Genomic DNA, 24516 nt, shown 5'->3' with positions numbered 1-24516 from the left:
GGGGGCATCGAATTGATATGATAAATAATCTATTTGTAATAGGTAATGGTTTTGACATTGGGCATAAGATGAATACATCCTATTTGGAATTCAAAAAATGGCTTGTTGAAGAATTTCCTGAGGCTGTGGATACCTCTCGTTTTTCTCTTGCCTACAGCACCCTTATGCCAGATGGAGATGAGTACATATCTGATGAAGATTTGGCATCTTTTTTAGTCTATTGCATTGAAGAAACAGCAGGCGGAAATTGGTCAAATTTTGAAGCTGCACTTGGAGAAATAGAATGGTCACAATTTTTTGATGAAGTTGACGATGTAATGGATAGAGATGGTGAAATAGATCCATGGAAAACGGCTTATGCAAGAGAAGATTTTACAACTATGCTGAGTTTTAATACTTCTGCATTTTCCAAATTATTTTCAAGATGGATAAACACAATATCTTATCCAACCAATTGTACTTGCAACAACTTTTTATCTGATGAAATTAAGAATTCAAGCATTTTTTTGACATTTAATTACACTAAAACCCTTGAAGATATTTATGATATTTCATCTAAGCAAATTTGTCATATACATGGTGTTCAGGGTGGTGAAATTATAGTTGGTCACGGAATCGACAACATCAATGACGATGAAGATGAGGACGAAGATTATTTTGAACGCAGTTATGATTTTGGCATGGAAGGAATTGATGATATCCATAATTCACTGCGAAAACCAACCAAAAAAATAATTGAACACACACCATTTTTCAATGAACTACAAAATCACAGTGTCGAAAACATATTTTCTTGGGGATTTTCATTTTCAGAAGTGGATCAATGCTACATAAAAGAAATTTGCAATAGATTGGATACAAAATCAATCACATGGCATTTATATGATATTGGAAACGATGAACCTGAAAAATTCAGAGAAATTCTTTTGAAATGTGGATTTAAGGGTATCATCACTACTTTTAAAGCGTAATGCTTTATCACAGGGAGCAGTGTGATTTCTGCCCTCGGCTATATTAATTCACACCATCTTCAAACTCATTTCTTGTTTTGATTCTCTCTGCTGCTCCTGCAAATCTTCATTGAAATCTTTAAGGGTTGGCAGTAACTTTTTAACTGTAACCTCTCTTTGGGCAAGTAGCTTTGCAAACTTATCCGTAGCCTTTTGTCCGGCCGAGTCATTGTCAAGGCAAAGAACAACAGTGGTTAGATTTTGATTGTTATCAAGCTGTTTCAGCATTGCCTGTTCCGATAGACCGCAGAGAGCCACATAGCTGTGCTGTTGCCAATCGCTGTTTTTATACATACTGATAAATGACAGCATATCTATGGGTGCTTCAAAAACATAGAGCCTATCGCTTGTACCTTTACGGTTGAAGCTGTAACAAGGATTACAGCTTTCTATGTTGCCCTTGTAACTTTTGCCCTCGGAATAAATACCGCGTTTATGTGCGTGACGAGCAATGCCGTTTTCATCGTAGCCAACAAAGATTGCATTGTGAAACTCATTTTTTCCATCCTTGGATTTTTCAAGGCTCTCATAAATTAACTTATCCCTTGCAAATATCGATAGCACCTCACTGTCTAAACAGCGGTGCTTGATGAGATAGGCAAAGGTTCTTCGCATTTCCTTATTCTGTGGCGGCAATTCAAATGGCTTTTTGGGTTCTTCCACACGTTCCGATGCCTGATGGTAGACCGTTCCGCAGTTGCCGCCTAACAGCATGGTGACTGCATCGGGGAATGAAAGGTTATAAAAATTTTTTACAAAATCAATTGCATAACCTCCTTGCTCGGCAGCGTGATCGTACCACTCGTTGCCACGAACGGTGATGCTGTGGTCACTGGAGAGTCTTTTTTCTCTGCCGGAGGGAATGAGCTTTTCGCCTTGCTGTAACAAAAAATGTTCAAGATCAACGCTGTTTGCTCGTTCTTTTTCCTCATCGGTAAAATGAATGTATTTTGTCATAGGCTACCTCCTTAATTGTTTTTGCCCACTTTACGATGAAAGGCTACCCGTTTGATTGGGTAGCCTTTGGCATTCTGAGGGATATTGAATTTATTGGAACGGAACTTCTGATAGGGTTCTTTCTTATTCTTTTTCATAAAAGTGCAACTCCTTTTTTAATATTCCAAACGCTGTTCGTGGTCGTCCTGCTTATGACCCTGTGCCATTTTCTTTTCACGCAGTTTCCGCATACGCTTGCTGTCAATTTGTAAGCTAATAGAGGCTTTTTGCGGTGGTTGGTTATTTTCAAATATTCTACTCATATGGTGCATGAGCCTTGTCACTGCAAAGGATACCGAGGGTTCTTTCCACTTGTTCATATTGTTGAGGAAAAATTGGGCATACTCATTGCCTTGCTCTGCCGACATCTTAAACCATTTGATGGCTGTTTGCTTATCCTTTGGCACGTCCTTGCCCATAAGATATAGCTTGCCGAGAGCATACCCAGCAAACTGATTGCCTTGCTCCGCTGATGCAGTGAGATAGGAAACTGCTTTCTGGACATCCTTAGGTATCTGCGCACCTGTAAGATAAAGTTTGCCAAGCTGATACTGTGCAAACTGATTTTGCTTTTCTGCTGATTGTGTCAACCACTTTACAGCCTTTTGAATATCTCTACAGCTTTCCTCGGTAAGATAAATTTTACCGAGCGAGTATGCTGCCCACTTATTACTTTGCTCTGCCGACAGGGAAAACAGCTCCACAGCTTTAGCGAGATTCTGCTCTAAATGTTCGCCTTTGTAATAGAGCTTGGCAAGAGAATACTGAGCGAACTCATTTCCACTGTCTGATGCAGTTTGCAGATACTTTAATGCTGTTTGCAATTCTTGGGTAGTAGGATTATCTTCAGCAAGAATGAGTTTAGCCAAAGAATAGCAGGCAAAGGGATTGCCCAGCTTTGCTGATTTTTCAAAGTATTCCTTAGCTTTAGGAATGTCTTTTTCAGTACCAATACCATTTTGGAGCATCCAACCAAGGCGATATTGGATTTTGTCATCGTGGCTTTGTTTTTCTAAGCTGGCAAAACCGACATAGGCTTTTTCAAAGTGATGGTTGCTTTGTTCTTCATATTTTTGAGTACCAATGCCATCACGGAACATTTTTGCCACTTCAAAATCAGCATAGGGAAAGCCTTGCTTTGCACTGCGAAGATATAATTCAAAGGCTTTCTCATAGCTTTGCTCCACACCCTGCCCTCGATAGTAAAGACCTCCGAGAGAGTATTCTGCAAACTTGTATTTTTCTGCTACTGATTTATCAAACCACTTGGCGGCTAATTCGTAATCTTGATCTGTTCCCAAACCTTGTGCGTACATTTTTCCGATACGATATTCGAGGTATTTCCAAGGCTTTTTGTTTTCGAGAAATAGAAATCCATCAAGAGCCTGTGCGTAATATTCCTGTGCCTTGTCGGTATCAATTTCCACGCCAAGACCGTCAGCATACATTCTCCCTAAATCAAAAACTGCGAGCATATTCCCATTTTGGGATTCTGCTCGCAGTAGCTCTAAGGCTTGTTCAAAATCAGGCTCGTGGTCTGTATCCCCAAAGAGAAAAACACGAGCTTGTTTGTAATCATCTGTCCACTTGACATAGGGTGAAGTATTTTCCTCTGCTTCAAATTCTTCCTGTGCATCTATAGGTTCTGGAAAGCTGTTGTCAGTAATTGTTTCATCCTGCATAGGTGATTCATCCGGCTGCTCCACCTCATCAAGCTCTGCAAGAGTGATTTCACCCTTTGCAAGCCGATCCGCCTCATAGATGATGTGATTTTTGATAGACTTAAATTCTTTCTGCTGTGACAGGGGAAGTATCGGTTCGGGAGCATCACGATAGCTTGCGGTAATCTCACTTCGCATTTCACACCACAGCTTATAAGCGTGAGCTATGGTCGGTTCTTTAGCAAGCTCATCGGTAATGCTGTCCACTAACTTTTTTGTGCGAGGAGGGAGATAGCCATACACCCTCTTGCCCTGGGTGCATTTCAGATTTTCAGAAAGCTCCACAATCATTTTTTCAAGACCTGCCATTTGCACTTCGCCGGTAGAAATTTTCAACAGGAGCTGCTCTATCACTTTTTTACTTTCTGCTTTTAGCTCATCTCTCCGTTTCGTCTGCTGGGCATAAATAGCGGTCATCTCCTGTTTGAAAATTCCCGACACAAGTCCCGACTTAATTGTTGCAATCCCTTTTTTATCAAGAAAACCATGCCTTGCATTTTCGCAGTAGCAAATCATGTGGATATGGGGATGATGACTTTCATTGTGAAAGGAAGCATACCAACGTAATTCTTTTAAAGGGATTTTTAGGCTCTCTGCGATAGTCGGAGCATAAGAGGAGAGATAGTCTTTCCAACGCTGTGCATTATCAAAGCCTGTACTGATTGCATCCTCTCTCCTAAGAGAAATAATTGGCGTCCAAACATTTCCTCCATGCTCAGCCACTTCTTTTGCAACTTTGGACAACACAATCTCATCACTACCACCGTTAAACAATCCATGAAAAGATAACTTTTCTACACGAGGACGGTTTGCAATGTAGTCTACATAGTTTTCTTTCTTAGCTACCACATCAAGATTGTGTTCCAGTGCAATGGTGATAAACTCCGATGCATTTTCCATGGTTTTATTTTGGAGGTAGTCCTCGTACTCAAATAGATTTTTGGTATCGGAAAACTCCTTTAGGATTTGTGTGATGAGCTGCTCTTGCTTCCTAGTGGAAGGACAATTTTTATTTCGCACACTGATTTTCTGTACACCATCTCTTGTGGCAATGTATTTGACAAAGTTTTCTTTATGAGTGGTGTCACCGCTTTTAAGGTAGGGACACTTCAAGATAACTCTTGGCATTAGTCAATCAATCCTTGCTGATATTTTACGGCATCCTCCATATTGATTCTGCCCTTGTTACGTTTAACCTCTTGCACACATCTGCCACGGAGCTTTCGCATATCCTCATCACTGATTTCAAGACCAGCGGCAAGAATATTCATCATCATACTCATTTCTACCGACAGGCGAAACAGATTTGCTGACTGACGATTTTCATTTTCTTTTAGTGTTCCTGCAATGGCTTCCAATAAAATTTTGGACAGATAGGTCGTTGCATTTTGACTACCAAGATATCCGATATAGAAATCTACGGCTTTTTCTATAAACTCTGTATGGTTTTTCATGTCGTGGTTATCCATGAGGTTATTCATGTTTTCAATCATTTCTGGGTAGAGCCACGCTACTACTCGCTCTTTATTTTCATTGCTTTTTTGCTTCATAATGTTCTCCTTTTTTCTATATCACCCTAGACAGCACCTTATAAACGGGGGACTGGTGGGGTTTCTGATGGTATTACAGCACCTTGCACCACCAAAATGCCCATTTACAGCACCTTTTTCCCATATGAGATGGTGTCTTGAATGCTCTGTATTTCCTAAGAGAAAAGCGGTCGGCATTGCCGTCCGCTGTAACCGCAAGGGGCTGTTTACAGCACCTTGCTTTATCCTGCACAGAAATCGAACGGTGGGTTCACCCCTAATTCGTGGTATAAAACCGCTCTTTTCTCCTTGTGTTTCACCATCTTTTTTGGTGTTTGGCAAAGCTCCCTCAAACTGCCCTCATATCTGCCAATGGATGTTACTATCCTACCTATGGCGGTAAAAGCCCACACAGAGGCAAACAGGGGGGCAACACGAGGGAGTGTGCGGTTTTGTTAGATGGCGCTTTCACGGCTTGGCTGGTCAGCCGCTCTCGGTTTATTGGGTTTTGCCTTAGATTTGCTTTCCTCGGCGGCTTCATCAATGTACTCACGGACAGGTGACGGCACATATTTTTCATAGAGCTTTTGGAGTGCATCGGCAAGCTCCTGTTCCAAGGAAACGTCCTTTTTCTCCATGTACTTTCTTGTGGCACGGAGTTTTTCAGATTCCATCTGTACGGAAATGCTTTCTTTTTTCATCTTATCTCCCTCCAAAACAATCAAATCCGATGAACGTCATACGAGGTTCAAGCTCCGGTTCTTCACCTGTAAACTGCTGTGTAGGCGTAAATCGCAACGAGTATTTTTCGATTTGCTCATCGGTAAGCGAGGCGAAATTTTCATCGTCATCGCCACAAATAAAAAATGGACCGCAAATAATATCTGGACCCATTCTGCGATTCGGTTCCATACCGTTGATTTTACCTTCCTCATTGACCACTGCAATGCAGCCGTCATCAAGATAAACACATTCGATAAGTCCTCCCACTTCATCCTGTAACGTGTCTAAATCATTAAGAATTTCTTTTATCACTGGAGGCTCACCAACCTCAACCTTTACAACCTTGATCATATTTTCTTTCATATAATTCTTCCTTTCCTTACGGCAAATAGCTTCTTGGATTTTGCTTCTCACCGTTAATTCTAATTTCAAAATGCAGATGATTTCCCGTACTTCTGCCTGTGGTTCCTACCTCTGCAATGGTATCGCCTGCCTTAACCTGTTGCCCCTCATACACCAAAATTTTAGAGCAGTGGGCATACAAAGTGACAAACCCACCGCCATGATCCACCATGACATGGTATCCGTATCCGCTGTTTGAGTAGCGAACCACATAGACGGTTCCGTCCAAAGCAGAGCGAATTGGTGTGCCTTTGGGTGCGCCCATATCCAGTCCACTATGACCTTTGGTCTGCCCTGTGAAGGGGTCTTTGCGGTAGCCGAACTCCGAGGTGACCATGCTGCGCCAATGCTCACCTAACGGTGAGCAGAAACCGTCCGCCCCAATAAACGGTGCGTCCGTCAGATGAAGACCGTCTGACCACTCATCAAATTCTGAGCCATAGGTGGGTGCAGGCTTGCCATAAAGCACTCGGTAATAAATCTCCGTAGCATTGATTTGGTTTTCATGGGTAACGGCAATGCCCATGGTCTTTGAAATATTCGCATATACCACAGGCAGTTCCTTGATGGGAACTGCCACGATATAGGTTTCTTCCTCGGTGGTTTCATTGCCATCTGCATCGGTGGTGGTGACGATTCGGGTGCGTTCCTCATAGGTGACAAAGCAGTCTACAAACCGCCGATGATCCACCCTTGATGGACTATCAGCGCCGAAAAACAGAGCATAAAAAATAGCCTTAACTCTTACCGAGTCGAGGCTATCTCCATCTTCCATTTCACTATTTACTTGAGCAATCGTGCCATCTAAGAGGGTAAAGCTGCCACGCATATCCTCAATGTATCCCCGATAGTTCTCGGGGACATTACCCGAAATCACACCGCCCTCGAAGCACAAACCAACGGCTGTGTTATTGTGATCTGCTGTTCCTGAGAGCAGTCCACAGATTAAAACAACAATTAAAATCACAGGGGACAGGATAAGACCGATTGTCCAAGCAATGCCTTTGCGAAGCCGTTCATCGCTCAGAGCAGTGGCCGCCGCCTTTGCGACAAGCAGTGTCGTTGATACTGGTTCTGCCAAAAATAATCACCTCCACCTATAATTTCATATCCATCTCAGGCTCTTGTTCTTCAGCATACAGATATTTCTTCCTCAGATAATCTGCCTGTTCTGCCGTAAGACAGCCATTCCACAAATCTGAATTGATTGAGCCATATACCTCTCCCCACAAGCAATCCAAGTAAGAAACATTGTCTTTTTCTCCCTGTACATAGTCATCAATCGCTTTCTGCAGATGAGAATTTAATGATTTTTCAAAGTCTTTTTCCATAAGCTCACCACCATTTCATTTTGCCAAAGCCAAACAAGTTTTGTTGCTCCTGTTCCGGTTCTTCCGCCATACGCTGTGCAGTTTCCGAGATGGCATTTTCTAATACGGAGGGGTCAAAGCCAGCGGTTTCATACCCCTCGGCTATGGTATCCACATACCGATGGGAGGGCATTCCCAGCCGATGTCCCTCGGTCATCACATACACAAAGGCATCCACCGACTGACCGTCTACATCTACAGTCATATTTTCTTTCTCATAAAAAGTGGGGTAGCCTTCGTATATGTCCAGTGCCAGCTCATCTTTTTTGCCGACTGTCCATAAAAGAACAGGCACATTTTTGCCCTCGCAAGGTTCAACGGTGGCATAAGAGCCTGTCTTTGAACCACGAAACAACAGCTCATAGTCTTTAAGCTCCGACTTGCCAAGCACCTTTGCCGCGGGGCATCGCTGTGCCATCTGCGGTAGATTTAAGTTGCTGCCATAGGCGATATAGATTTTTTCTTTATTCACCAAAAGTACCTCCTACATATTCATAGACATAGAAAAAGCAGGAGCATCGTCCTCTGACTGCTCCTGCTGTGGTTCTATCTCATTTTCAGGTTGTTGTGTCTGTTGTATTTCTTCCTCCTGCTTTTTTCTAAGGCGTTCTCTCTGAGCGACAGCCTGTGCAGGGTCTTTCCATGCGATATTACCCTCCAAGTGATTTAGCAGATGGGTTCGTGCTGTTTTAAATTCATCGCCAATTAAACCGAGACGTAGCAACCAAACACGGAAGGTATACTTCTCATTTTCCGACACGGTTTTGGTCGGGCTGGCATACTTTTGGTTGTATGCCTGTGCGGTAATTGCCATGCAAAACTGAATATATGCCTTGATTTTCCCTGCGTGAATGGCACCCTTACTGCCCGAATCACCCGAATTAAAGGCTCGAAACTCTATGGTGCCTTTCTGAAATACACTATGCAAGTTGAGACAGTGGTATCGGCTATCGTGATAATGCTGATAGCTGCCGTCCTCTCCGTTATACCAAATACTTTTGAGATGGTCACGGGTAGTTGGTTTTTCACGGTTCAGCCGTTCTAAAAAGTTGGTGTCAATTTTTCGGCAGTATCGCTGTTCTCTGCGGGATTCCACCTGTAAAGCCTTATAAATCATATCCTCTTTCGCTGCCACGATATTGACAAGATTGCGGAGCTGCTTGGCTTCAAATGGAGCAGCATTGATGTGAATATGAATACCCACACTTGCATTGGCAAAGGCTCCTGCACCTCGCAAAGCTCGCACAATTTCCTGTACTGTTTCAATATCGTTATAGGTACAAATGGGACTGACAAGCTCAACGCCGTATTCTCGGCCTGCAGCAACCTTGCGGTTATCGATTTTCCTTTGGCACATAATACTGGCATCGCTCATGATTTTCCACTTGCGGCTTTGGCTGTCTAAAATATGATAGGCATCGTAACCACCACCGTCATAGTGAGAGCAAGTACCAAAATATTCAGCTACTACTTTGGCGGCTCGGCTGCGGGTGATGCCTGTCATTTCAATTTCGATACCGAAGTTCTGTTCTCTTAAATCCAAATTTCATCACCACCTCACCATCTGTTTTCACTGTCAATCACGGCAATTGCAGAAGACAGGCATTGTTCTTTCGCCGCTAAAGCAAGAAGCTGTGTTAGATGATCCTTACGCCAATTATCAATGAGCTGACCACAGCATTTGTCCTGCAGGTCATTGATGGCGGCAATGAGGTTTGTCAGCACAAGCTCCTTGTCAGAACAGCTTTGCATGTCTTGGAGATAGCCACGCAAGAGTTGTTCTAAGAGGTTGATTTCCTGTTCGCCATAATGCTGGTACACAGCATAGGGGTTGGGGTATTCCTTGCCGTCCATACATGCTCGGAGATTTTGCAAAATGGTCGGGCGAAGCTCTTTGGGTGCCTTGATATACTGCTCCATAAAACACAATAGGTCATTCTCACGACTCGGCGTGTACTGTAGGCACACACGCAAATCTTCAAGAATAACCCCCAATAGCTGCTCATATTCAGTTTTCAGCTTCATCATCGACCACCCGCCTTTCCGAATAATTTTTCCTTGTATGCAGGCGCATGAACAGCGAGATTATATCGCTCGTTGCCGCATTTATAGAGGCACACACCACGCTGCGGGAAACGAATGAGCTTGTATTCACTTTCTTCAAGCTGTAAGGTATCCATATAGAACTTGGCATCAACAGCTCCTGCATTGAACAAGAATTGATGTGTGGGGATAGAGAACAACGGCTTTGTCATCTCACGAATTCCCTCAATATTAAAGTCCTCCAAATTCTGACTACTTAGAATTACGGAGGACTCTTTTTTTCGTACTCGCTTCATAAAGTTGCGGATATATTCAATTGCGGTAAGGTTGGTGAGGAATAAATACAGCTCGTCAATGGCTGCGGCGGTGTTTCCCTCAGTGAGAAGCTTGTCGCTCATAAAGGACAGCACGTTAAACAACAGCGCATTCTTTACGTTCTTTGATGCTTGCAGAAGTCCTTTGACACCAAAGACAATGAAGCGATCAGAGGTGATATTGGTGTGTCCGTTAAAGAATTTACTTTCTGCACCCTTGCACATAGAATGCAGTCCTAAGAGGATTTCTTGCAACAGCTCGGCGGTATACAGCTGATGCTTTGCTGTATCGTAGCCTTGATATTCGTCCTCAATGAGCGTGTAAAGGTCTGATAGGATTGGGTAAGCTTTTGGTTCAAGGCTTGTGAAATCGGTGTTATCGCTGATGCTCCACTTGGTATATAGCTTGGAGAGCATGATTTCAATGACATCAATATGCTTGTCGGTGAAGTCCTTGTAGCAACGGAAGAAGTCTTTTAGGAAAGAAATGTGCTGACTTAATTTTGTTGCCTGCCTAAAGGTCATTGGAGCATCCTTGTCATGCACTGAACTGCCGTCATCCCAAGATTTAGGTTCAAGAGGGTTAATCATATATTGACCACTCATTAAGTCAATGAAGCAACCGCCCAAATTTTCGGCAAGCTCTGCGAACTCATGCTCTGGATCAAGGCAGATTACATTCTTACCACTTTCTAAGATATTGCACAAAATCAGTTTTAAGAGATAGCTTTTGCCTTGCCCGGAGTTACCCAAAATCAAGATACAGGGGTTGGTTTTGTCATCCTCTCGCTTATCGAAATCCACAAGGATATTCGAGCCAAACTTATCTCGCCCAAGATAAAAACCGTGGCTGTCGGTCTTGCCCGAATAGTTGAAGGGATACAGGTTGGCAACAGAGCTTGCGGGCAACACTCTCTCATACTGGTTTCCAAACACATCTCGCCCCGATGGACCGACACACAAAAAGCCTTGCTGCTGACGGAGCAAGAGCCTATCTACATTGAGTTTACTTCGTACAAGCTCGGTCAGCACATCGGTCTGCAACAGCTTTAGACTGTCATAGTCATTGGCGGTCAGCTCAATGTAGACTGCACAGTGGAGGAGAGGTTCTCGGTTGCGGTGCATGGTGGATACCAATGTCACCACGTCCTGCAAGTTGCTTTCGGCGGTAACCGTCTGCTGTAAATCGTTGGTGTTGCTGCTTTTCATACGGTTTTTATTGGTGGCATTGTGGATGATTCTTTTTTCTTCTGTCGGTGTTACTTGCCTTGTGTAAATTCGCAGGGTCACGCCATCTTTCTCACCAAGGTGACGGAGAATTGCCTGTTCAGATGTAGCTGTGGGATACTCTCGCAGTGCATAAACACAGCGGAAGGTGTTTCCACAGATGTAATGGTCGGTGTTAAACTTCACCACAGCAGGGGCAATCATATCCAAATAGGTTTTGATTTTGGTGTCGGTGGTGGTTTCTGTTGTCTGCTTTTTCACTGGTTTCATCATTCCTTTCTCTGTTTTAAAAATCAGCACCACCCGTCCAACGGGTGGTTTGCTCTGAGGCTATAAGCCTCTGTTACCGGCCAGCGCCTAAAGACGCTGGCTTTCACTTTGTTCAAGCCACTAAGCCCTTGCCACTTTTGCCGCCCCTTAAGGGACGAACGTACTACTTGCTACCCCTTAAAGGGGTCTTCGTATTCTTTTATGCTTAACTTATCAACCATCTTATCGTAGTTCTCCTGCTCTTGAATATATTTCTTTATGGTTGCTTCATTCAATCCAACCGTTGTTACATAATATCCTTCTGCCCAAAAGTGTCGATTACCAAACTTATATTTTAAATTTGCATGCTTATCAAAGATCATAAGTGCACTCTTCCCTTTCAAGTATCCCATGAAACTTGAAATACTCATCTTCGGAGGTATACTTACCAACATATGCACGTGATCTGTCATTAGATGCCCTTCGATAATTTCAACACCCTTGTGATTACATAGCGCTCTTAAAATTTCTCCAATGCTTTCTTTGTATTGATTATATATTATCTTTCATCTATACTTTGGAGTGAACACTATATGATATTTGCACATCCATTTTGTATGTGCCATTGAATTAGTTTTGTTAGCCATTAAACTCACCTTTCCTTTCTTAAATAGTAGCTTGAACAACTCTATTTTAACGGAAATGTGAGTTTTTGTATAACTTTTTGCCCCACCCGCATAGCAGGTGGTTTATTGTTTCGCACGCTTTGCGAGCTCAACAGGCTAAAGCCCATAATGAAAAAAGCAACCTCACGAATGAAGTTGCTTTAGGGTATTGTGGGATGGCATATTAATGCGTGTTCTAATTGTTGCTATAACGATCCGTCTTTCCGTCAGTTCTTTTTGAAATCAATGTTACTCGTGGAGTAATGCATGCTCTGATTTTAAATTCTTTTCCGCATTCAGGGCAGTAGTATTCTTCTGATTCGTTATGACCGTCCTGTAACTGACTCTCCATACGAAATACACATCCACAATAATCACAGGATTCGTGAACATCCTTATCTTTGTAAGGATGAGTAGCTGTCCAATTTGACATATATATTCTCCTTTCACAATTATATTTTAATAAGTCTAAAAAGAAATTTGTTATTTCTATTATATAACTTTGAAAGGATATTTTCAACCACACAATTACCTCTCACCAAGCACTACCCATCTTTCTCCGTCAAAATCCTCATACCTATCGCTTGTCACATTCTGCTCAAAGTAGACCGCAAGGATTCTTTTTATGTCAGCATTGTCGGCTCGTCTTGTGGTGAAGCCTTGGTCTTTCAAGCTTTTTTCAATGCGTGAGAGATAAGGGAATACATCACTATCTTTTTCATTTCTAAGACGAATGATGATTAAAAACTCTCTTGCCGTTGCCATCTGCACCTGCATTCTGTCAAGGTTTTGGCTGTCATTTTGGAGCAGTTTTCGGATAACGGGATTGGGTTCTTCCTCCATACGCTCCTGCAAAAATGCCTTGTTGTCATCAAAGTTTTCTTTGGAATTAAGGCAGAGCATCTCAATTTCTGCAATGCCTTTCAGCACTGTCATCAGTGCATAAATTCTGCTGCTGACACTACTCTCGGATAATACCGAGATATTGGTGGGGTGAATGATAAAATACACAAGCTCACCATGTGGAGTTTTAAGGCTGTAATCGGTGATACTCTCAATGTTCATAATGCTCTGGGTAGATACAGAGCCTTTCTCTTTTTTACTCATCGACTGACCTCCAATCATAGGTTTGTGGCTTTATAAAAAAGAAAGCCACAGCATATTTGATAAAATCAAGGATGCTTACATCCTCAAAGCGAATTGACAAAAAGGCATAGACAGCGGTGATTACCACCGGCAGGAGCAAGCCTGTCTGAGAAAGTGCAAAGACAGAAACAAGCAAACCGATAGCGATAATTCCAATATCACGCAGCTCCCACAACCACAAAGTTGCCTTTGCTTTCAGATTATCGGGGTATAGATATTCCATTGGATTCCTCCTTTTGTTGTTGTAAAAAATAAGCAATCCCACGCATGACAAAGTCAACGCACGGAATTGCTACACTGTTGCCAAGAGCCTTGTATCGTGGGCTGTCGGCAGCTTTTTCAATATTCGTCCACCCATCGGGAAAGCCTTGGAGTCTTTCACACTCCAAGGGTGTCAGCCTACGGACGAGATTTCTCTTGACGGCAAGGTTTTCACTGCCACCTCCGTTGGTTCCTCCACTTGCTCTTAGGGTACTGATACCCTCGGCAAAATCTGAATATCCAGTTCCACCAAACACAGCAGAACCGTCATCAATAATGCATTTGCCTTGCTCTACATATTGATTGCCGATGCCTTTTTCATCACCACTGCACAATGCACCGACTACATCTTGATAGGTTTTATCCACGATGCACTTGTCCTGATTCACATAGATAGTGTTGACACCCTTATAATCTCGGTGGCACAAAGCTCCCACCACCTCTTGGTAGGATTCCGGCTTGTAGATTGCATGGATATCAGAGGTGGTTAGTGTGTAGCTGACGCCCTTTTGCACACCCTGTCCGTTGCCACCGTTTTGTGGCTGGCGGTCTATGGTATTGGCGGCTATGCAGTAGCTTTCTTGGGGTTGCAGAATGGCAACTCCACCTTGATTTTTGCTTGGATCGGGGTTTGAGGTGTCGAGGGTTCTTGACTTATCTGTTTCTCTGCATCCCGATATGGGATTGCTTGATTTCATGGAATTGCTGTCCTTGCTGTCAAGGCTAAAGGCAAGTGGCTGTGTCAATAGCGGGATATTATTACCGCCTGTACCATAAACAGATGCCACTGTTGGTGCAACCTTTAACGGTCCATTGTAGCGGCAGTCCTTACCGTGATTGTCGAACAAAACAGGCTGATTGTTTCCCGACATGCCTGCACTGGCTGTAATGGTTGGGCATACACCCTCGGCAATTTCTGCACAGCCTTGCTGTGTTGCCATTACAATTGGCAGGTTTCCACCCATTCCTGCACGGAGGGTAGCAGTAATATCTTCGGTGATATCCATGCGTTCTCCACCTTGGTCATTAAGGCAGATGGCGGGTTCTATGACACCGTTTCTGCCGGTGCTGTTTCCGCAGTTGGTGCCAAGGGTAGCGGCTACTTGTCCTGTCACATCGCCTGCGTATCCATCAAAGCCTATTTTTTCTTTCTGATTTAATGGCTCTTTCACAAAGGTCTGCATCTGCATATTTTGTGTTGCCATCAATGCTCCCGACACATTATTAAGGTCAATGCCCTCATTTCGCTGATTGATATGATAGGACTTCAGCTCTGACATATCGAATACTGTTTCTTCAGCAGGTGTCAGTCCTGCCTGTATCTCAAGTGCTGTTTTGAGCTGCACAGGCAGTTCCTTATCCCTCGCTTTGGCTCTCCGCAAAATCCCCAAACAAGCAGTCTTGCTTAAATAATATTTGGGGAGCGGTGAGTCCTCCAAAATCTGCGACAAGGAAGATTCTACGACGTCGCTGGGCGACTCCCCAGTATTGAGCATCGATGACACGCCAAGCCAAGCTGAATTCATTTCCCAATATGGCAATCCCAGCAGATTGCCACTTCCCGGAGTCAGGTCGAGGAACATTACAGGCGCTGTCCTTAATGCGGATAATTTCTTCGAGGACCGCCCTAAAATCTTCACCCTCGGCACTGGAGAAAGCTCCGGGGACATTTTCCCAAACGAGGAATCGAGGTCGAACAAGGTGAGCTGGCATACCTCTTTGCTCATCGGCTTTTCTCATCTCCTTTGCTATACGAGTTTGCTCCATAAATAAGCCGGAACGCTCTCCCTCAAGTCCGGCTCGCTTGCCTGCAACGGATAAATCCTGACAAGGCGAGCCACCGCAGATGATGTCCACAGGAGGGAGGGTTGCTCCATTTAGCTTTGTAATATCCCCGACATGGAGCATATCGGGAAACCTTACCTTTGTTACTTCGATGGGGAAACTTTCAATCTCGCTTGCCCAAACAGGGGTAATTCCACTGTGAATGGCTGCCAAGGGAAAGCCACCGATTCCATCGAAGAGGCTCCCCATACTCATCATCAGAGTGTACCCATCTGCATTTGGGGAGCTTGATTTCTTACCTCGCCAACACGAAAACTTTGCTCATATTCCATTACTCTGCGTATGGGAATATGAAGTCTTTCCGCTTCTTCAATCTCTGCCATCATGCCATGAGAGATTCGCTCCCCAAAACACCAAAGCTCATCGCAGGACTCAAGCATTACAAGTCCCATATCCAATCCGAGCTGTCTTTCCTTGGGGTTATTCTCATCTAAAATGTTGGGATATAGCAAATGAGGACAAAAAAATGCGTGTCCTTGATTCATAACAAATCGACACGCACTCTTGGCAAACTCAGTATTCTTTTCAATGTCCCCGGCATAAGGGGATGCAACATAAATTTGTTTCATAGGCAAATTCCTTTCTCTATATTATTTAGGTGCTACTGCCTGCACCACAGTTCTTGTGGTGTTGACGGCTGCTTGTGCTGTGTAAACGGCACTCATCATATTTGCCTTAGTGCTTGTATCCAGTCCAAAGGCACCGGCAATTCTCGGCACTTCACCTGCTGCAAGCATAAGACCAAGTCCAAGCAGACAATGATCCTTTAGCACCATCAGACCTGCGGTGAGGATTGTTGCCTGCAAAAATGTCGTAAGGCACAACCCTACAATCTGCTTACACCACTGAATAAAGCCGTCATAATATCCTCTCGGAACAGAGAACATATATAGGCTGCCAACCGCTATTTGTATGAGCAGAATACCCCCTCGTTTGAGGTTTGCAAAGAACACTTTAATCACGGCATAGCCCATCATGATGATAAGAAACAGCATAAGAATTGGGCTTGTTATGGCACTGAGTCCTCCAAAGATACCGTTGCCCATTGCACTGTCAATCCCACCTGTGGTAGACAGTCCTGATATAATTTCATTTGCCACCTCGCCAAAGCTGGTGCCATATCCTGTGATGCCTGCCGTTAAACTGCTTTGCAGATTGACCGAAAGCTCAAACAATCTGATGGGAACAACAGTAAAGAGCGATACCGCCATAAAGCCTTTGAGTGCATTAATGAGGGATTCTTTAACGCTGCCTTTACCGTTTTGGTATTCGATCCCTGTTTCAAAGCAGGAAACCACAAGACCGACTACATACAGCGCCCATGCCAGATAAGAGAAAAACAGCACAATACTTTGCACCCAAGTCATTTCAAACAGCTCGACACCCATGTTGCCCATTTGGGAAAAGAAGTTGCCAAGAAAGCCAACCACCTGTCCATAAAGCCAGTCAATGATCTGATCCATTACATCGCCAAGGATAAAATCCCATATAAACAAAAACGACCACCTCCAATCGTAAAAGAATAAGGGCATACCGTTTTCACGATACACCCTTTGGTTTGGCATAAAAAATGACGAGCAGCTAACCGATTATCGGTTTTAACTGCTCGTCATCCTTTTCGAATATTTCCAGTATCATTCTTGCTCCCAAGCGAAAGCCACATATAAACTGTTCCTCAGCATTTGCATAGCCTAACTTGCTTTGTGCTGTCATAAAATCCTGCAACAGCTTTTTTCCCTGTTCGTCAAGGAGTTGATTGAGTTTTTCTTCCAATCTGCAAACCTCGGTTAAACTGTTGTGGTAATCGCTGTCATGCTGAATTGGTGCTGATGTGGGACTTATTCTGCCACGGTATAAATCTTTCAGTATTTTTTCTTTCTGCATTTCCATCACCTCTCTTTCAAGTACAACATATTACCACAAGATGTAGTAAATAGCTATACGAAATATCAACAATTACCTCTGTATATAGTTTTACATAGACATACCCATCTTAGGTTCGTTTGCTTCTGTCAGCTCATGGCTTTGTTCCATAAAAAGCTCTGCATAATCGTTAATCTGTTCCGAGAGCAGTTCCATATCTCTTGGTGTGGGCTTATACACATACCATTGTGCCTGATTGCCGTCCTTCCAAATATATGGGATAATGCCCTCACGAAAGTTTGGATTGCTCACTTGCTTTCTGCCCCAAACATCTGCAAATTTAATGGTGTTTCTATCGATTACGCCATTGTTCTTGTCTACAGCACTGATGCTGACGCCCTCATAATGGTCTGCATATCCAAGGGTGGTGAAGAACAGCTTCAAGCGATTGTTTTCACCCAAAGGGATATACATGGCATTGCCGATGCACTTTCGATTTTCAAATCCCTCGGTGCATTTCATAAGTTCATCTGTAAAAAAGCTCATAGTAGTTACCTCCATAAAAAATGGAGAGAGTGATATATCTCACGCTCTCCGTTAGCTGTTATTCATTAATTTCTTCTTGTGCTTCAATCTCATCCAGTGCCTTGGAGATAATCTCCGTAATAAATGCCTTTTGGGTAAGGTGCGGCGTGGCATCCACGTGCTTTTTGATTCGTGCGAATAGTTCCTCACTGATTTGTAGTGCCAGCGTTCTTGTCTGTGCCATATTTGAGTTCATCTCCTTCATTTCGTAGTATTCGGTAATAAGCTGTGTTACATATTGATTTAGGGTAAGTTCGCTTTGCTCCTTATTTGTGCATACCTTTTGATGTAGTACAAGCGGGATTTGTGCGCATAGATTTTTTGTTTCTGCCATTCTGTTTTCCTCCTGTTCATTGTGATTTTGCAAGCAAAGCATACCCTAAAGTGCAAGGAATAGCTATACCCAATACCAACAAGAAATGAAGTTAATTTGTAGCGTTGGCTGCTTTGACTACATACCCAATATCGTCCAGAGCATCCTTGCTCTAGTATGGTGAACGGATTTTTGCGTTCATGTGTTAACTCCCTCATATCTACAATTTATTATTTATATACTGCAAGACAAAACAGGTAGCTCTATGACAAACACCAATAAAGATAATTTAGGGAAAGCAAACTGGATACGGAAAGCAAGGGTGGGAACCGATATTGGCTCCCACCCTTGCCTTGTGTTCGTATGCGTTATTTACTTTTCCTTACACCGTTTTCGTCCACCTCATAGCCGTCGATTTTAGTATTCTTAGCAAGGGATCCGTCGGCATTGAAGTAATACCATTTTCCGTCGATCTCCAGCCATTTGCCGGATACCATCAGACCGTCCTTGGTAAAGTAATAGGTCTTGTTGTTTCCGTTTGCACCAAGATCCCACCAGCCGATTAACATTGTCTTGCCTGAATAAAAACTCCAGTTATCGCCGTCTTTTACCCATCCAGTTTGCAAAACACCATTTGAGTTAAAGACATACTTCACACCGTCGATGGTCTGTGTGCCGGTAAGAACCTTGCCGTCCTTGTAGTACATATACTGACCGTCATCGCCCTGCGCCCAGCCCTGCGCTGTGGCAGGGTTGATGGTGAGTTTGATGTAACGGTTCAGCATGGAGGAAACCTCCGCGCGGGTAGCATTTCCTTTCGGATTAAACTTGTTGTCACTGCCGCCCATCATAATGCCCGCCTGCTGCATCGCTGTTACCGCTGTTTTGTAGGTGCTGCCGATACTGGAAGCGTCCGCATAGGTTGTTGCCTCGCGGGTAACAGGCAGTGTATATCCGGTAGCTTTGGCGAAATTTGCGATAATAACTGCAATTTCCTCATGGGTAATTGCCCTGTCAGGTGCAAATTGATTGTTACCGATACCCTGAATAATTCCATTCTTGTATGCCCATTCAATGTACGGACGATATGCGCTGTCCGCATTGACATCCGTAAAGCTGTTTGTGGTGTGCACTTTTGTATCCACTCCCGCCAGCCTGCCGAGGGCTGTTACCAGCATTCCACGGGTCATGGCAGTGTCCGGTGCAAAGGTAGTTTCTGATGTGCCGGAGAGAAGTCCTCTGCCCACCACATAGTCAATGGCTTCCTTTGCCCAATGGGTGCTGATATCTGTAAACTTCGCTGTCGGTGCGGTATAACCGATACCATACTGTGAGAAGTGGGTAGTTGTGAAAATAACACAGCCGCTATTTGTATCATAGGCAGAGCCTGCAATGCGGGTTGCGTTACCCTTTGCGTCTACATAGACCGCATACAGACCGCCTACCGCTTCATTCTTGCCCAGTGTATATGGAATAGATACTGTTGCAACTCCACCTCCGAAGCTGGATACTGTTTTACCGCTGCCATAACCCACGGTGATGTCATACACCGGTCTTGTGCCGATGATCTTTTTTGCCGCATCTGAAAGATTTGTCTTAGGTGCAATAGCAATGCTGATGTTACCACTGCTTTGCTTCTGGATTTCAGCCAGCGCCTTTTTATCAAAGCTTACCTTTACAAGGGAGCCGTTGATTTTAAGGCTACTGACCCCAGCGCTCACAAGACTGTCCAAAGAGCTGCGGGTAAGGATTGCTATCAAGGAAGCTGTACCCTTTGGCATGGTGACATTCAGCTCCACTGAAATTCCATTTGCTGTTTTGTTCTGGCTCGCTGCATCAGACTGTGCCTTGGCAATGGCGTCAGTTACCGCTTTATCCGGTATAGACGCACTTGCCGCACCGTTCGCCCCTGCTGTTGCTACGACAGATGTCGTTGCTGTAACAGGCTGGTTGAGCGGAACTTGTTGCGATGTGGTGGCTGGAGGTGGTGTATAGCTTCCGCTGCCGGAGCCGCCGTTATCACTTCCACCACTGTCACCACTGCCAGAAGGCGGCATCACGGTTACGATGGCAGTATCGCTATCTACATAATCGGTGCCATCTGTGTTAAAAACGCAAAGATATCGATAAGTTCCTGCCGGTAAACCTTTAGGGATGGCTAATGTATTACTTGTTTCGCCAAGCATTAGCTGTGTGTTATCACTACCAATACCTCCGATAAATTGGCGCCACTGATAGAGAACAGTCTTGCCGTTGTTCGATACAGCTTGCGCCGTTAAAGTTGCGTTAATTCTGCCCTGTGTTACGGTTACATTCTGAGGATGCTTTGTGATGGTGATGGTTGGGGTATCGCCCGGCGCATTCACCGTAACGGTGGCAATGTCACTTCGCATACTGCCGCACTCTGCCGCTCTCAGATCGCAGTAGTAATAATAGTTGCCCTCAGTCAAGTCAGTGGGGATAGTAAAGGTATTGCTTGTGGCACCCGGTATTATAGAAGCAGTGCCCAATATGCTATCCTGATCAGATTTCAGCCATTGGTAGGTTACAGTTTCGCCATTGCTGGCTGTGCCCGATACAGAGAGGAATCCGCTGATTGCTCCCTCGGTGACAGACATATTCTGGGGCTTGGAGCTGATGGAGATCATATGCTTTGCAAATACGCCATCATTCCAATAGTAATGACCTGATGTCAGCCCGGTTGCAGATGAGGCGGCGGTGTATTCGCCGACTGTAACCGCTTCGCTTGCGGTCAACACGGTGCCGCGGTCACTGAACCGACCGTTTACACCCTCTGCTTTTGTGTCTTGTTGAAAACAAATCTTACCGCCCGTCGTGCCGTTCAGTGTACCGGAGCTAACTTGCAATTTAGTGGTTGTTACTGTTGTGCCCAGGTCAATACCTCTGTTGCCTGCCTGCCCCGGACCTACCGTAACGGTTCCGCCGTTTATGTGCAGGGTGCCGCCGTATACATTTATGCCCACATCAAAAAAGTCTTGAATATCAATTTTACCGCCACTGTTTACGGTGCAGGTGCTGTCACGTCCCACGGTAATCATGTTTCTCCTACTTCCATTATTGAGGGTGACTGCTGCGCCGCTGTTGATATTCAACGTGCCGGCATTTATGCCCAATTCGGATACTGCCACAGTGATATTCGCAAGGTTCAGCGTACCGGTACCACTCAGGCTGTCGTTCAAGCTGTAGGTGCTTGTGCCGCCGAGCGCCAGGCTGCCGCCGCCGTTTATGGTAAGCGTATGGCTTCCGAGGGCAATGTTCCCGCTGTCGGTGAAGCTGAGGGTTTTCCCGGAAGTGACCACCAGCGTGTGGCTTGCGCCCAACGTGATTTTTTCGGTTATGCCGATGTTCGCCGTCACGGTGATGGTGGAAGGTGCAGTGGCCTCAAGTGCCCCTTTCAGGTCTGCTGGGGTGGCGACAGTGACTGTGCCGCCGCTTGGTGCTTCAACCCGAATGGTGGCAATATTACTGGTCACCGTGGCGGCTTTATTTGTGGTCGCTTCGTTGTTGGTATTTGTGACTACACAATAATAGTAGGTCGTGCCGGCCGTGGCAGTGGATGGTGTATATGTGTAACTGTTCGTGCCGACTTCTGTTCCGCCAACGGTGCTGTTTGTCGTATTGCTATACCACTGGTAAGAAAGGGTTCCGCCATCCACTACGCTTGCTGTCACGGCTAACTCTACGGCCGTGTCATTCTGCGTGTAGGTTGCGCCAGTAGGTTGTTCGCTAATGCTTGGCGCCTGGGCGTTTGTCGGCGGTATGCCTCCCGCTGTTGGAGTAGTTATAGCGCTGGCCTCTATGCCGTTGCCCGCGCTATTGACCGCTCGTACCTTGAAGGTATAGCTTGTGCCGTTGGTTAGGCCGGTAAAGGTGTAGGATGTGTCGACCGCAGCCGTCACCCAAGACGCCCCGTTGTTGCTGGAAACCTCATAGCGGAGAATTTCCGCGTTACCGTTACTGGCGGGAGCATCCCATGATAAAACCACCTGCCCGTCGCCTGGAGTAACGGTGAAGCTCTGCGGCGCGCTGGGAACCGTCGCCGCCGACCCCGGCGCAATTTTGACATACGCAAATGTTTTCAAGCTGGCTATCGGGAAAGGGGTAACGCTGTGAAGTATTCCGTCGCCGCCGGGGTCAGAGATTGTGGTATTCGTCCAGTAACGGAAATCTGTGTAACTGTCAAAGCTAAGCGAGCCGTGGCTGTAGCTGCCGTTACCCGCACCTATAGCCGATGTAAGGCTACTCTTAGCTCTAGTTTTAACCGTGCCGCCGGTTATCCTTACATTACCGCCCGCGCTTTTTTGACCGCCGCCGATGCCCGCACTGCCGTAACCGCCTGTGGCTGTGACATTCGCATTATCGCTGATAATTATTGTACCGCCTGCACCATCCGCATCGCAGCTTGAGTTGTTCGCACCACCAATGCCCGCGCCGTAATCTCCTCCTGTAGCCGTGACAGTTGCATTGCCTTTGATTGTGATTGTGCCGCCTGCGCCTATCGCGCCGCCGATGCCCGCGCCGCTACTTCCGCCTGTAGCCGTAACATTTGCAGTACCTCCGATCGTAATTGTGCCGCTTGCGCTATTTGCACCGCCGATACCTGCGCCATTCGCACCTCCTGCGGCGCTAAGCGACCCTTCACCACCGAGTATCAGCGTTGTGCCTGCGGGAGCCTGTATGCCTGCGCAATTATCTCCAGCACTGAGGGTGTTGTCGCCCTCAAGGGTGAGCGTCACCTCCGCGCCGTTTTTTAGCAGCAGCGGTGACAGACTGTAGCCATGTGCAGAAATGCTTGCGCCGTCCAGCGTGATTGCGACTTTCGCGCTCACCGCAACCTCGACGCACCGTTGATTGAACTCGTTGCTGCCTGTAATGATTACATCCGCGTTATTTGCAATTGTGTAGACCTGCGTCCCACTGTCATAACTCCACCCGGTGCCGCTTGTGGAGGGGTAGTTTTCGCTTAGGTCGATGATATTGCTTGGTGGGGCCTGCGGCTCTATTCTTATGAATTTGAATATACCCAGGCTACTTTCCTGGAAAGCGGTGGTGCTGTTATGCGTCCCCGTCCCACCGGGGTCGGAGTTTGAGGTGTTCGTCCAATAGCGGAAATTTGTGTAACTGCCAAAGCTAAGAGAGCCATGGTTGCTGCTACCGGAACCACCGCCGATAGCGGCGCCGCCGTTTGTGCCGCCTATGGCTGTGACCCAACCGCTTAACCTTACACTGCCACCTGCGCCGTTCGCACCGCCACCTATGCCCGCGCCGTTGGCGCCGCCTATGGCTGTGACTGGATTGCCGTTTATCGTGATGTTGCCGCCCGCTTCATTTTCACCACCGCCGATGCCCGCACCATTCGTGCCGCCTGTGACGGTAAACGACCACGTTTCGTTGGGAAAGATTATCAGTGTTGTGCCTGCGGGGGCTTGTATGCCTGCGCAATTCCCTCCCGCACTGAGGATGTTGTCGCCCGCAGTGGCAAGGCTTACTTCCGCACCGCTTTTCAGCAGCAGTGGCGATTGGTTGTCACCAAGCCCAGAAATGCTTGCGTCATCCAGCGTAATTGTGGCTACCGCATCCGCAGCAACCTCGACACGCCGTTGACTGCCCGCGTTACTACCCGTGATGACCACATCCGCGTTGTTTGCAATGGTGTAGACCTGCGCCCCACTGTCGTAGCTCCAGCCGGTGCCGCTTGTGAGCGGATTGGTGTCGCTTAGGTGAATGGTATTGCCGCTGCTACTAAGCATCAAGACAGCGCCCCGCGCCATCTGCGTGACCGCTTTTTGCTCCACCGCCACGGTAATCGTCGGTGCAGTTATGCCCTCCGCCAGTGTCAAGCTCTCGGGCAAATCCAGCACTGGGGTAAAGGTGTAAATACCCGCCGTTTCGCCATTATACTCCGGTTCGGCAGTCCAATCGGACACTGCCACAGTAGTTTGAGTTTCTGCTGCTGCATCGCTGCCAGTTGCGGTATCGCCGCCCTCGATGACGGTGACCGCCAGCTCTTTTAGCAGCTTTAATTCATCTTTGACTGTACCGATATCAACATTTTGTTCGGCAATATCATCCTCCAAAGCCGCAAATTCGGTGATGATGCTGCTCACGCCTAAAGGCACACCGGAATCCACATCACCGGTTTCGGCAAAGGCCACCGTCGGCAGCAGGGTAAACACCATGCAAAATGCCAGAAACAAAGACAGTGTTTTGCTTGTTCGTTTTGTTATCATTGC

22 protein-coding genes and 2 pseudogenes are annotated in these 24516 nt (G+C 45.7%); 1 reads left to right on the top strand and 23 read right to left on the bottom strand.

Annotated elements, in window-relative coordinates; genetic code table 11:
• Positions 1–17: 17 nt before the first annotated feature.
• Complete coding sequence (locus tag QOS46_RS13750) at positions 18–971, top strand: bacteriophage abortive infection AbiH family protein (RefSeq protein WP_283610593.1); 954 nt, start codon at positions 18–20, stop codon at positions 969–971.
• Positions 972–1019: 48 nt separating this feature from the next.
• Here the strand turns inward: QOS46_RS13750 and QOS46_RS13745 are convergent, their stop codons facing one another.
• From QOS46_RS13745 to QOS46_RS13635, 23 genes and pseudogenes are all read right to left on the bottom strand, one after another.
• Complete coding sequence (locus QOS46_RS13745) at positions 1020–1967, bottom strand: DUF3991 and toprim domain-containing protein (RefSeq protein ID WP_283610592.1); 948 nt, start codon at positions 1965–1967, stop codon at positions 1020–1022.
• 11 nt (positions 1968–1978) lie between these two features.
• Positions 1979–2104 (bottom strand): hypothetical protein, encoded by a 126-nt coding sequence (locus QOS46_RS13740; RefSeq protein WP_283610590.1) that lies wholly within the window; start codon positions 2102–2104, stop codon positions 1979–1981.
• Positions 2105–2122: 18 nt separating this feature from the next.
• Positions 2123–4855 carry a MobP3 family relaxase gene (gene mobP3 / locus QOS46_RS13735; protein WP_283610589.1) on the bottom strand — a complete coding sequence of 911 codons (2733 nt, stop codon included), beginning with the start codon at positions 4853–4855 and terminating at the stop codon, positions 2123–2125.
• A complete protein-coding gene (locus tag QOS46_RS13730; protein WP_283610587.1) occupies positions 4855–5277 on the bottom strand; it encodes a hypothetical protein in 423 nt (140 codons plus the stop codon). The genes mobP3 and QOS46_RS13730 overlap by 1 nt, the downstream gene beginning before the upstream one ends.
• A gap of 434 nt (positions 5278–5711) precedes the next feature.
• On the bottom strand, positions 5712–5957 hold the full coding sequence (locus QOS46_RS13725) for a DUF6103 family protein (protein ID WP_283610585.1): 246 nt from the start codon (positions 5955–5957) through the stop codon (positions 5712–5714).
• A gap of 1 nt (position 5958) precedes the next feature.
• Positions 5959–6342, bottom strand: coding sequence for a DUF3846 domain-containing protein (locus QOS46_RS13720; RefSeq protein ID WP_283610583.1), 384 nt, complete (start codon positions 6340–6342; stop codon positions 5959–5961).
• A 16-nt stretch (positions 6343–6358) separates the two neighbouring features.
• Positions 6359–7462: a M23 family metallopeptidase gene (locus QOS46_RS13715; RefSeq protein WP_283610581.1), complete on the bottom strand. Its 1104-nt coding sequence runs from the start codon at positions 7460–7462 to the stop codon at positions 6359–6361.
• Positions 7463–7478: 16 nt separating this feature from the next.
• Positions 7479–7712 carry a hypothetical protein gene (locus tag QOS46_RS13710; protein WP_226903821.1) on the bottom strand — a complete coding sequence of 78 codons (234 nt, stop codon included), beginning with the start codon at positions 7710–7712 and terminating at the stop codon, positions 7479–7481.
• A 4-nt stretch (positions 7713–7716) separates the two neighbouring features.
• Complete coding sequence (locus QOS46_RS13705) at positions 7717–8223, bottom strand: gamma-glutamylcyclotransferase family protein (RefSeq protein WP_283610579.1); 507 nt, start codon at positions 8221–8223, stop codon at positions 7717–7719.
• A gap of 12 nt (positions 8224–8235) precedes the next feature.
• Entirely contained in the window at positions 8236–9294 is a 1059-nt protein-coding gene (locus tag QOS46_RS13700; protein ID WP_283610577.1) for an amidoligase family protein, read from the bottom strand.
• 14 nt (positions 9295–9308) lie between these two features.
• Complete coding sequence (locus tag QOS46_RS13695; RefSeq protein ID WP_283610575.1) at positions 9309–9779, bottom strand: hypothetical protein; 471 nt, start codon at positions 9777–9779, stop codon at positions 9309–9311.
• Positions 9776–11605 (bottom strand): VirB4 family type IV secretion system protein, encoded by a 1830-nt coding sequence (locus QOS46_RS13690; protein WP_333782985.1) that lies wholly within the window; start codon positions 11603–11605, stop codon positions 9776–9778. Before QOS46_RS13690 ends, QOS46_RS13695 begins: the two co-directional genes overlap by 4 nt.
• Positions 11606–11775: 170 nt before the next feature.
• Positions 11776–12231 (bottom strand): annotated as a pseudogene (gene tnpA, locus QOS46_RS13685) (IS200/IS605 family transposase).
• Between the two features lie 546 nt (positions 12232–12777).
• Positions 12778–13356, bottom strand: a complete 579-nt coding sequence (locus tag QOS46_RS13680) for a hypothetical protein (RefSeq protein ID WP_226903827.1) — start codon at positions 13354–13356, stop codon at positions 12778–12780.
• Positions 13349–13618: a hypothetical protein gene (locus QOS46_RS13675; protein ID WP_226903828.1), complete on the bottom strand. Its 270-nt coding sequence runs from the start codon at positions 13616–13618 to the stop codon at positions 13349–13351. Before QOS46_RS13675 ends, QOS46_RS13680 begins: the two co-directional genes overlap by 8 nt.
• Positions 13596–15383 (bottom strand): DNA cytosine methyltransferase, encoded by a 1788-nt coding sequence (locus tag QOS46_RS13670; RefSeq protein ID WP_326521349.1) that lies wholly within the window; start codon positions 15381–15383, stop codon positions 13596–13598. Before QOS46_RS13670 ends, QOS46_RS13675 begins: the two co-directional genes overlap by 23 nt.
• A pseudogene (locus tag QOS46_RS14300) lies at positions 15325–15690 on the bottom strand (DNA cytosine methyltransferase); the annotation flags it as partial. The gene QOS46_RS13670 and the pseudogene QOS46_RS14300, both read right to left, overlap by 59 nt.
• Before the next feature lie 8 nt (positions 15691–15698).
• Positions 15699–16070, bottom strand: a complete 372-nt coding sequence (locus QOS46_RS13660) for a DUF7768 domain-containing protein (RefSeq protein ID WP_283610569.1) — start codon at positions 16068–16070, stop codon at positions 15699–15701.
• Positions 16071–16091: 21 nt separating this feature from the next.
• Complete coding sequence (locus tag QOS46_RS13655) at positions 16092–16997, bottom strand: conjugal transfer protein TrbL family protein (RefSeq protein ID WP_283610567.1); 906 nt, start codon at positions 16995–16997, stop codon at positions 16092–16094.
• 85 nt (positions 16998–17082) lie between these two features.
• A complete protein-coding gene (locus tag QOS46_RS13650) occupies positions 17083–17385 on the bottom strand; it encodes a DUF6809 family protein (protein WP_133527987.1) in 303 nt (100 codons plus the stop codon).
• Between the two features lie 90 nt (positions 17386–17475).
• Positions 17476–17910 carry a hypothetical protein gene (locus QOS46_RS13645; RefSeq protein ID WP_283610565.1) on the bottom strand — a complete coding sequence of 145 codons (435 nt, stop codon included), beginning with the start codon at positions 17908–17910 and terminating at the stop codon, positions 17476–17478.
• 58 nt (positions 17911–17968) lie between these two features.
• Positions 17969–18283 carry a 4-oxalocrotonate tautomerase gene (locus tag QOS46_RS13640; RefSeq protein ID WP_133527989.1) on the bottom strand — a complete coding sequence of 105 codons (315 nt, stop codon included), beginning with the start codon at positions 18281–18283 and terminating at the stop codon, positions 17969–17971.
• Positions 18284–18630: 347 nt separating this feature from the next.
• Positions 18631–24513 (bottom strand): S-layer homology domain-containing protein, encoded by a 5883-nt coding sequence (locus tag QOS46_RS13635; RefSeq protein ID WP_283610561.1) that lies wholly within the window; start codon positions 24511–24513, stop codon positions 18631–18633.
• Between the last annotated feature and the right edge of the window lie 3 nt (positions 24514–24516).

The sequence above is a fragment of the Faecalispora anaeroviscerum genome (genome assembly GCF_947568225.1).
Lineage (GTDB): Bacteria > Bacillota > Clostridia > Oscillospirales > Acutalibacteraceae > Faecalispora > Faecalispora anaeroviscerum.
This window is presented reverse-complemented; position numbering and strand designations above follow the sequence as displayed.

Coding starts and splice junctions, on each gene's coding strand:
- QOS46_RS13750 (WP_283610593.1), top strand. CDS start 18: ATGATAAATAATCTATTTGTAATAGGTAATGGTTTTGACATTGGGCAT.
- QOS46_RS13745 (WP_283610592.1), bottom strand. CDS start 1,967: ATGACAAAATACATTCATTTTACCGATGAGGAAAAAGAACGAGCAAAC.
- QOS46_RS13740 (WP_283610590.1), bottom strand. CDS start 2,104: ATGAAAAAGAATAAGAAAGAACCCTATCAGAAGTTCCGTTCCAATAAA.
- mobP3 (WP_283610589.1), bottom strand. CDS start 4,855: ATGCCAAGAGTTATCTTGAAGTGTCCCTACCTTAAAAGCGGTGACACC.
- QOS46_RS13730 (WP_283610587.1), bottom strand. CDS start 5,277: ATGAAGCAAAAAAGCAATGAAAATAAAGAGCGAGTAGTAGCGTGGCTC.
- QOS46_RS13725 (WP_283610585.1), bottom strand. CDS start 5,957: ATGAAAAAAGAAAGCATTTCCGTACAGATGGAATCTGAAAAACTCCGT.
- QOS46_RS13720 (WP_283610583.1), bottom strand. CDS start 6,342: ATGAAAGAAAATATGATCAAGGTTGTAAAGGTTGAGGTTGGTGAGCCT.
- QOS46_RS13710 (WP_226903821.1), bottom strand. CDS start 7,712: ATGGAAAAAGACTTTGAAAAATCATTAAATTCTCATCTGCAGAAAGCG.
- QOS46_RS13695 (WP_283610575.1), bottom strand. CDS start 9,779: ATGATGAAGCTGAAAACTGAATATGAGCAGCTATTGGGGGTTATTCTT.
- QOS46_RS13690 (WP_333782985.1), bottom strand. CDS start 11,605: ATGAAACCAGTGAAAAAGCAGACAACAGAAACCACCACCGACACCAAA.
- QOS46_RS13680 (WP_226903827.1), bottom strand. CDS start 13,356: ATGAGTAAAAAAGAGAAAGGCTCTGTATCTACCCAGAGCATTATGAAC.
- QOS46_RS13675 (WP_226903828.1), bottom strand. CDS start 13,618: ATGGAATATCTATACCCCGATAATCTGAAAGCAAAGGCAACTTTGTGG.
- QOS46_RS13670 (WP_326521349.1), bottom strand. CDS start 15,383: ATGAGCAAAGAGGTATGCCAGCTCACCTTGTTCGACCTCGATTCCTCG.
- QOS46_RS13660 (WP_283610569.1), bottom strand. CDS start 16,070: ATGAAACAAATTTATGTTGCATCCCCTTATGCCGGGGACATTGAAAAG.
- QOS46_RS13650 (WP_133527987.1), bottom strand. CDS start 17,385: ATGCAGAAAGAAAAAATACTGAAAGATTTATACCGTGGCAGAATAAGT.
- QOS46_RS13645 (WP_283610565.1), bottom strand. CDS start 17,910: ATGAGCTTTTTTACAGATGAACTTATGAAATGCACCGAGGGATTTGAA.
- QOS46_RS13640 (WP_133527989.1), bottom strand. CDS start 18,283: ATGGCAGAAACAAAAAATCTATGCGCACAAATCCCGCTTGTACTACAT.
- QOS46_RS13635 (WP_283610561.1), bottom strand. CDS start 24,513: ATGATAACAAAACGAACAAGCAAAACACTGTCTTTGTTTCTGGCATTT.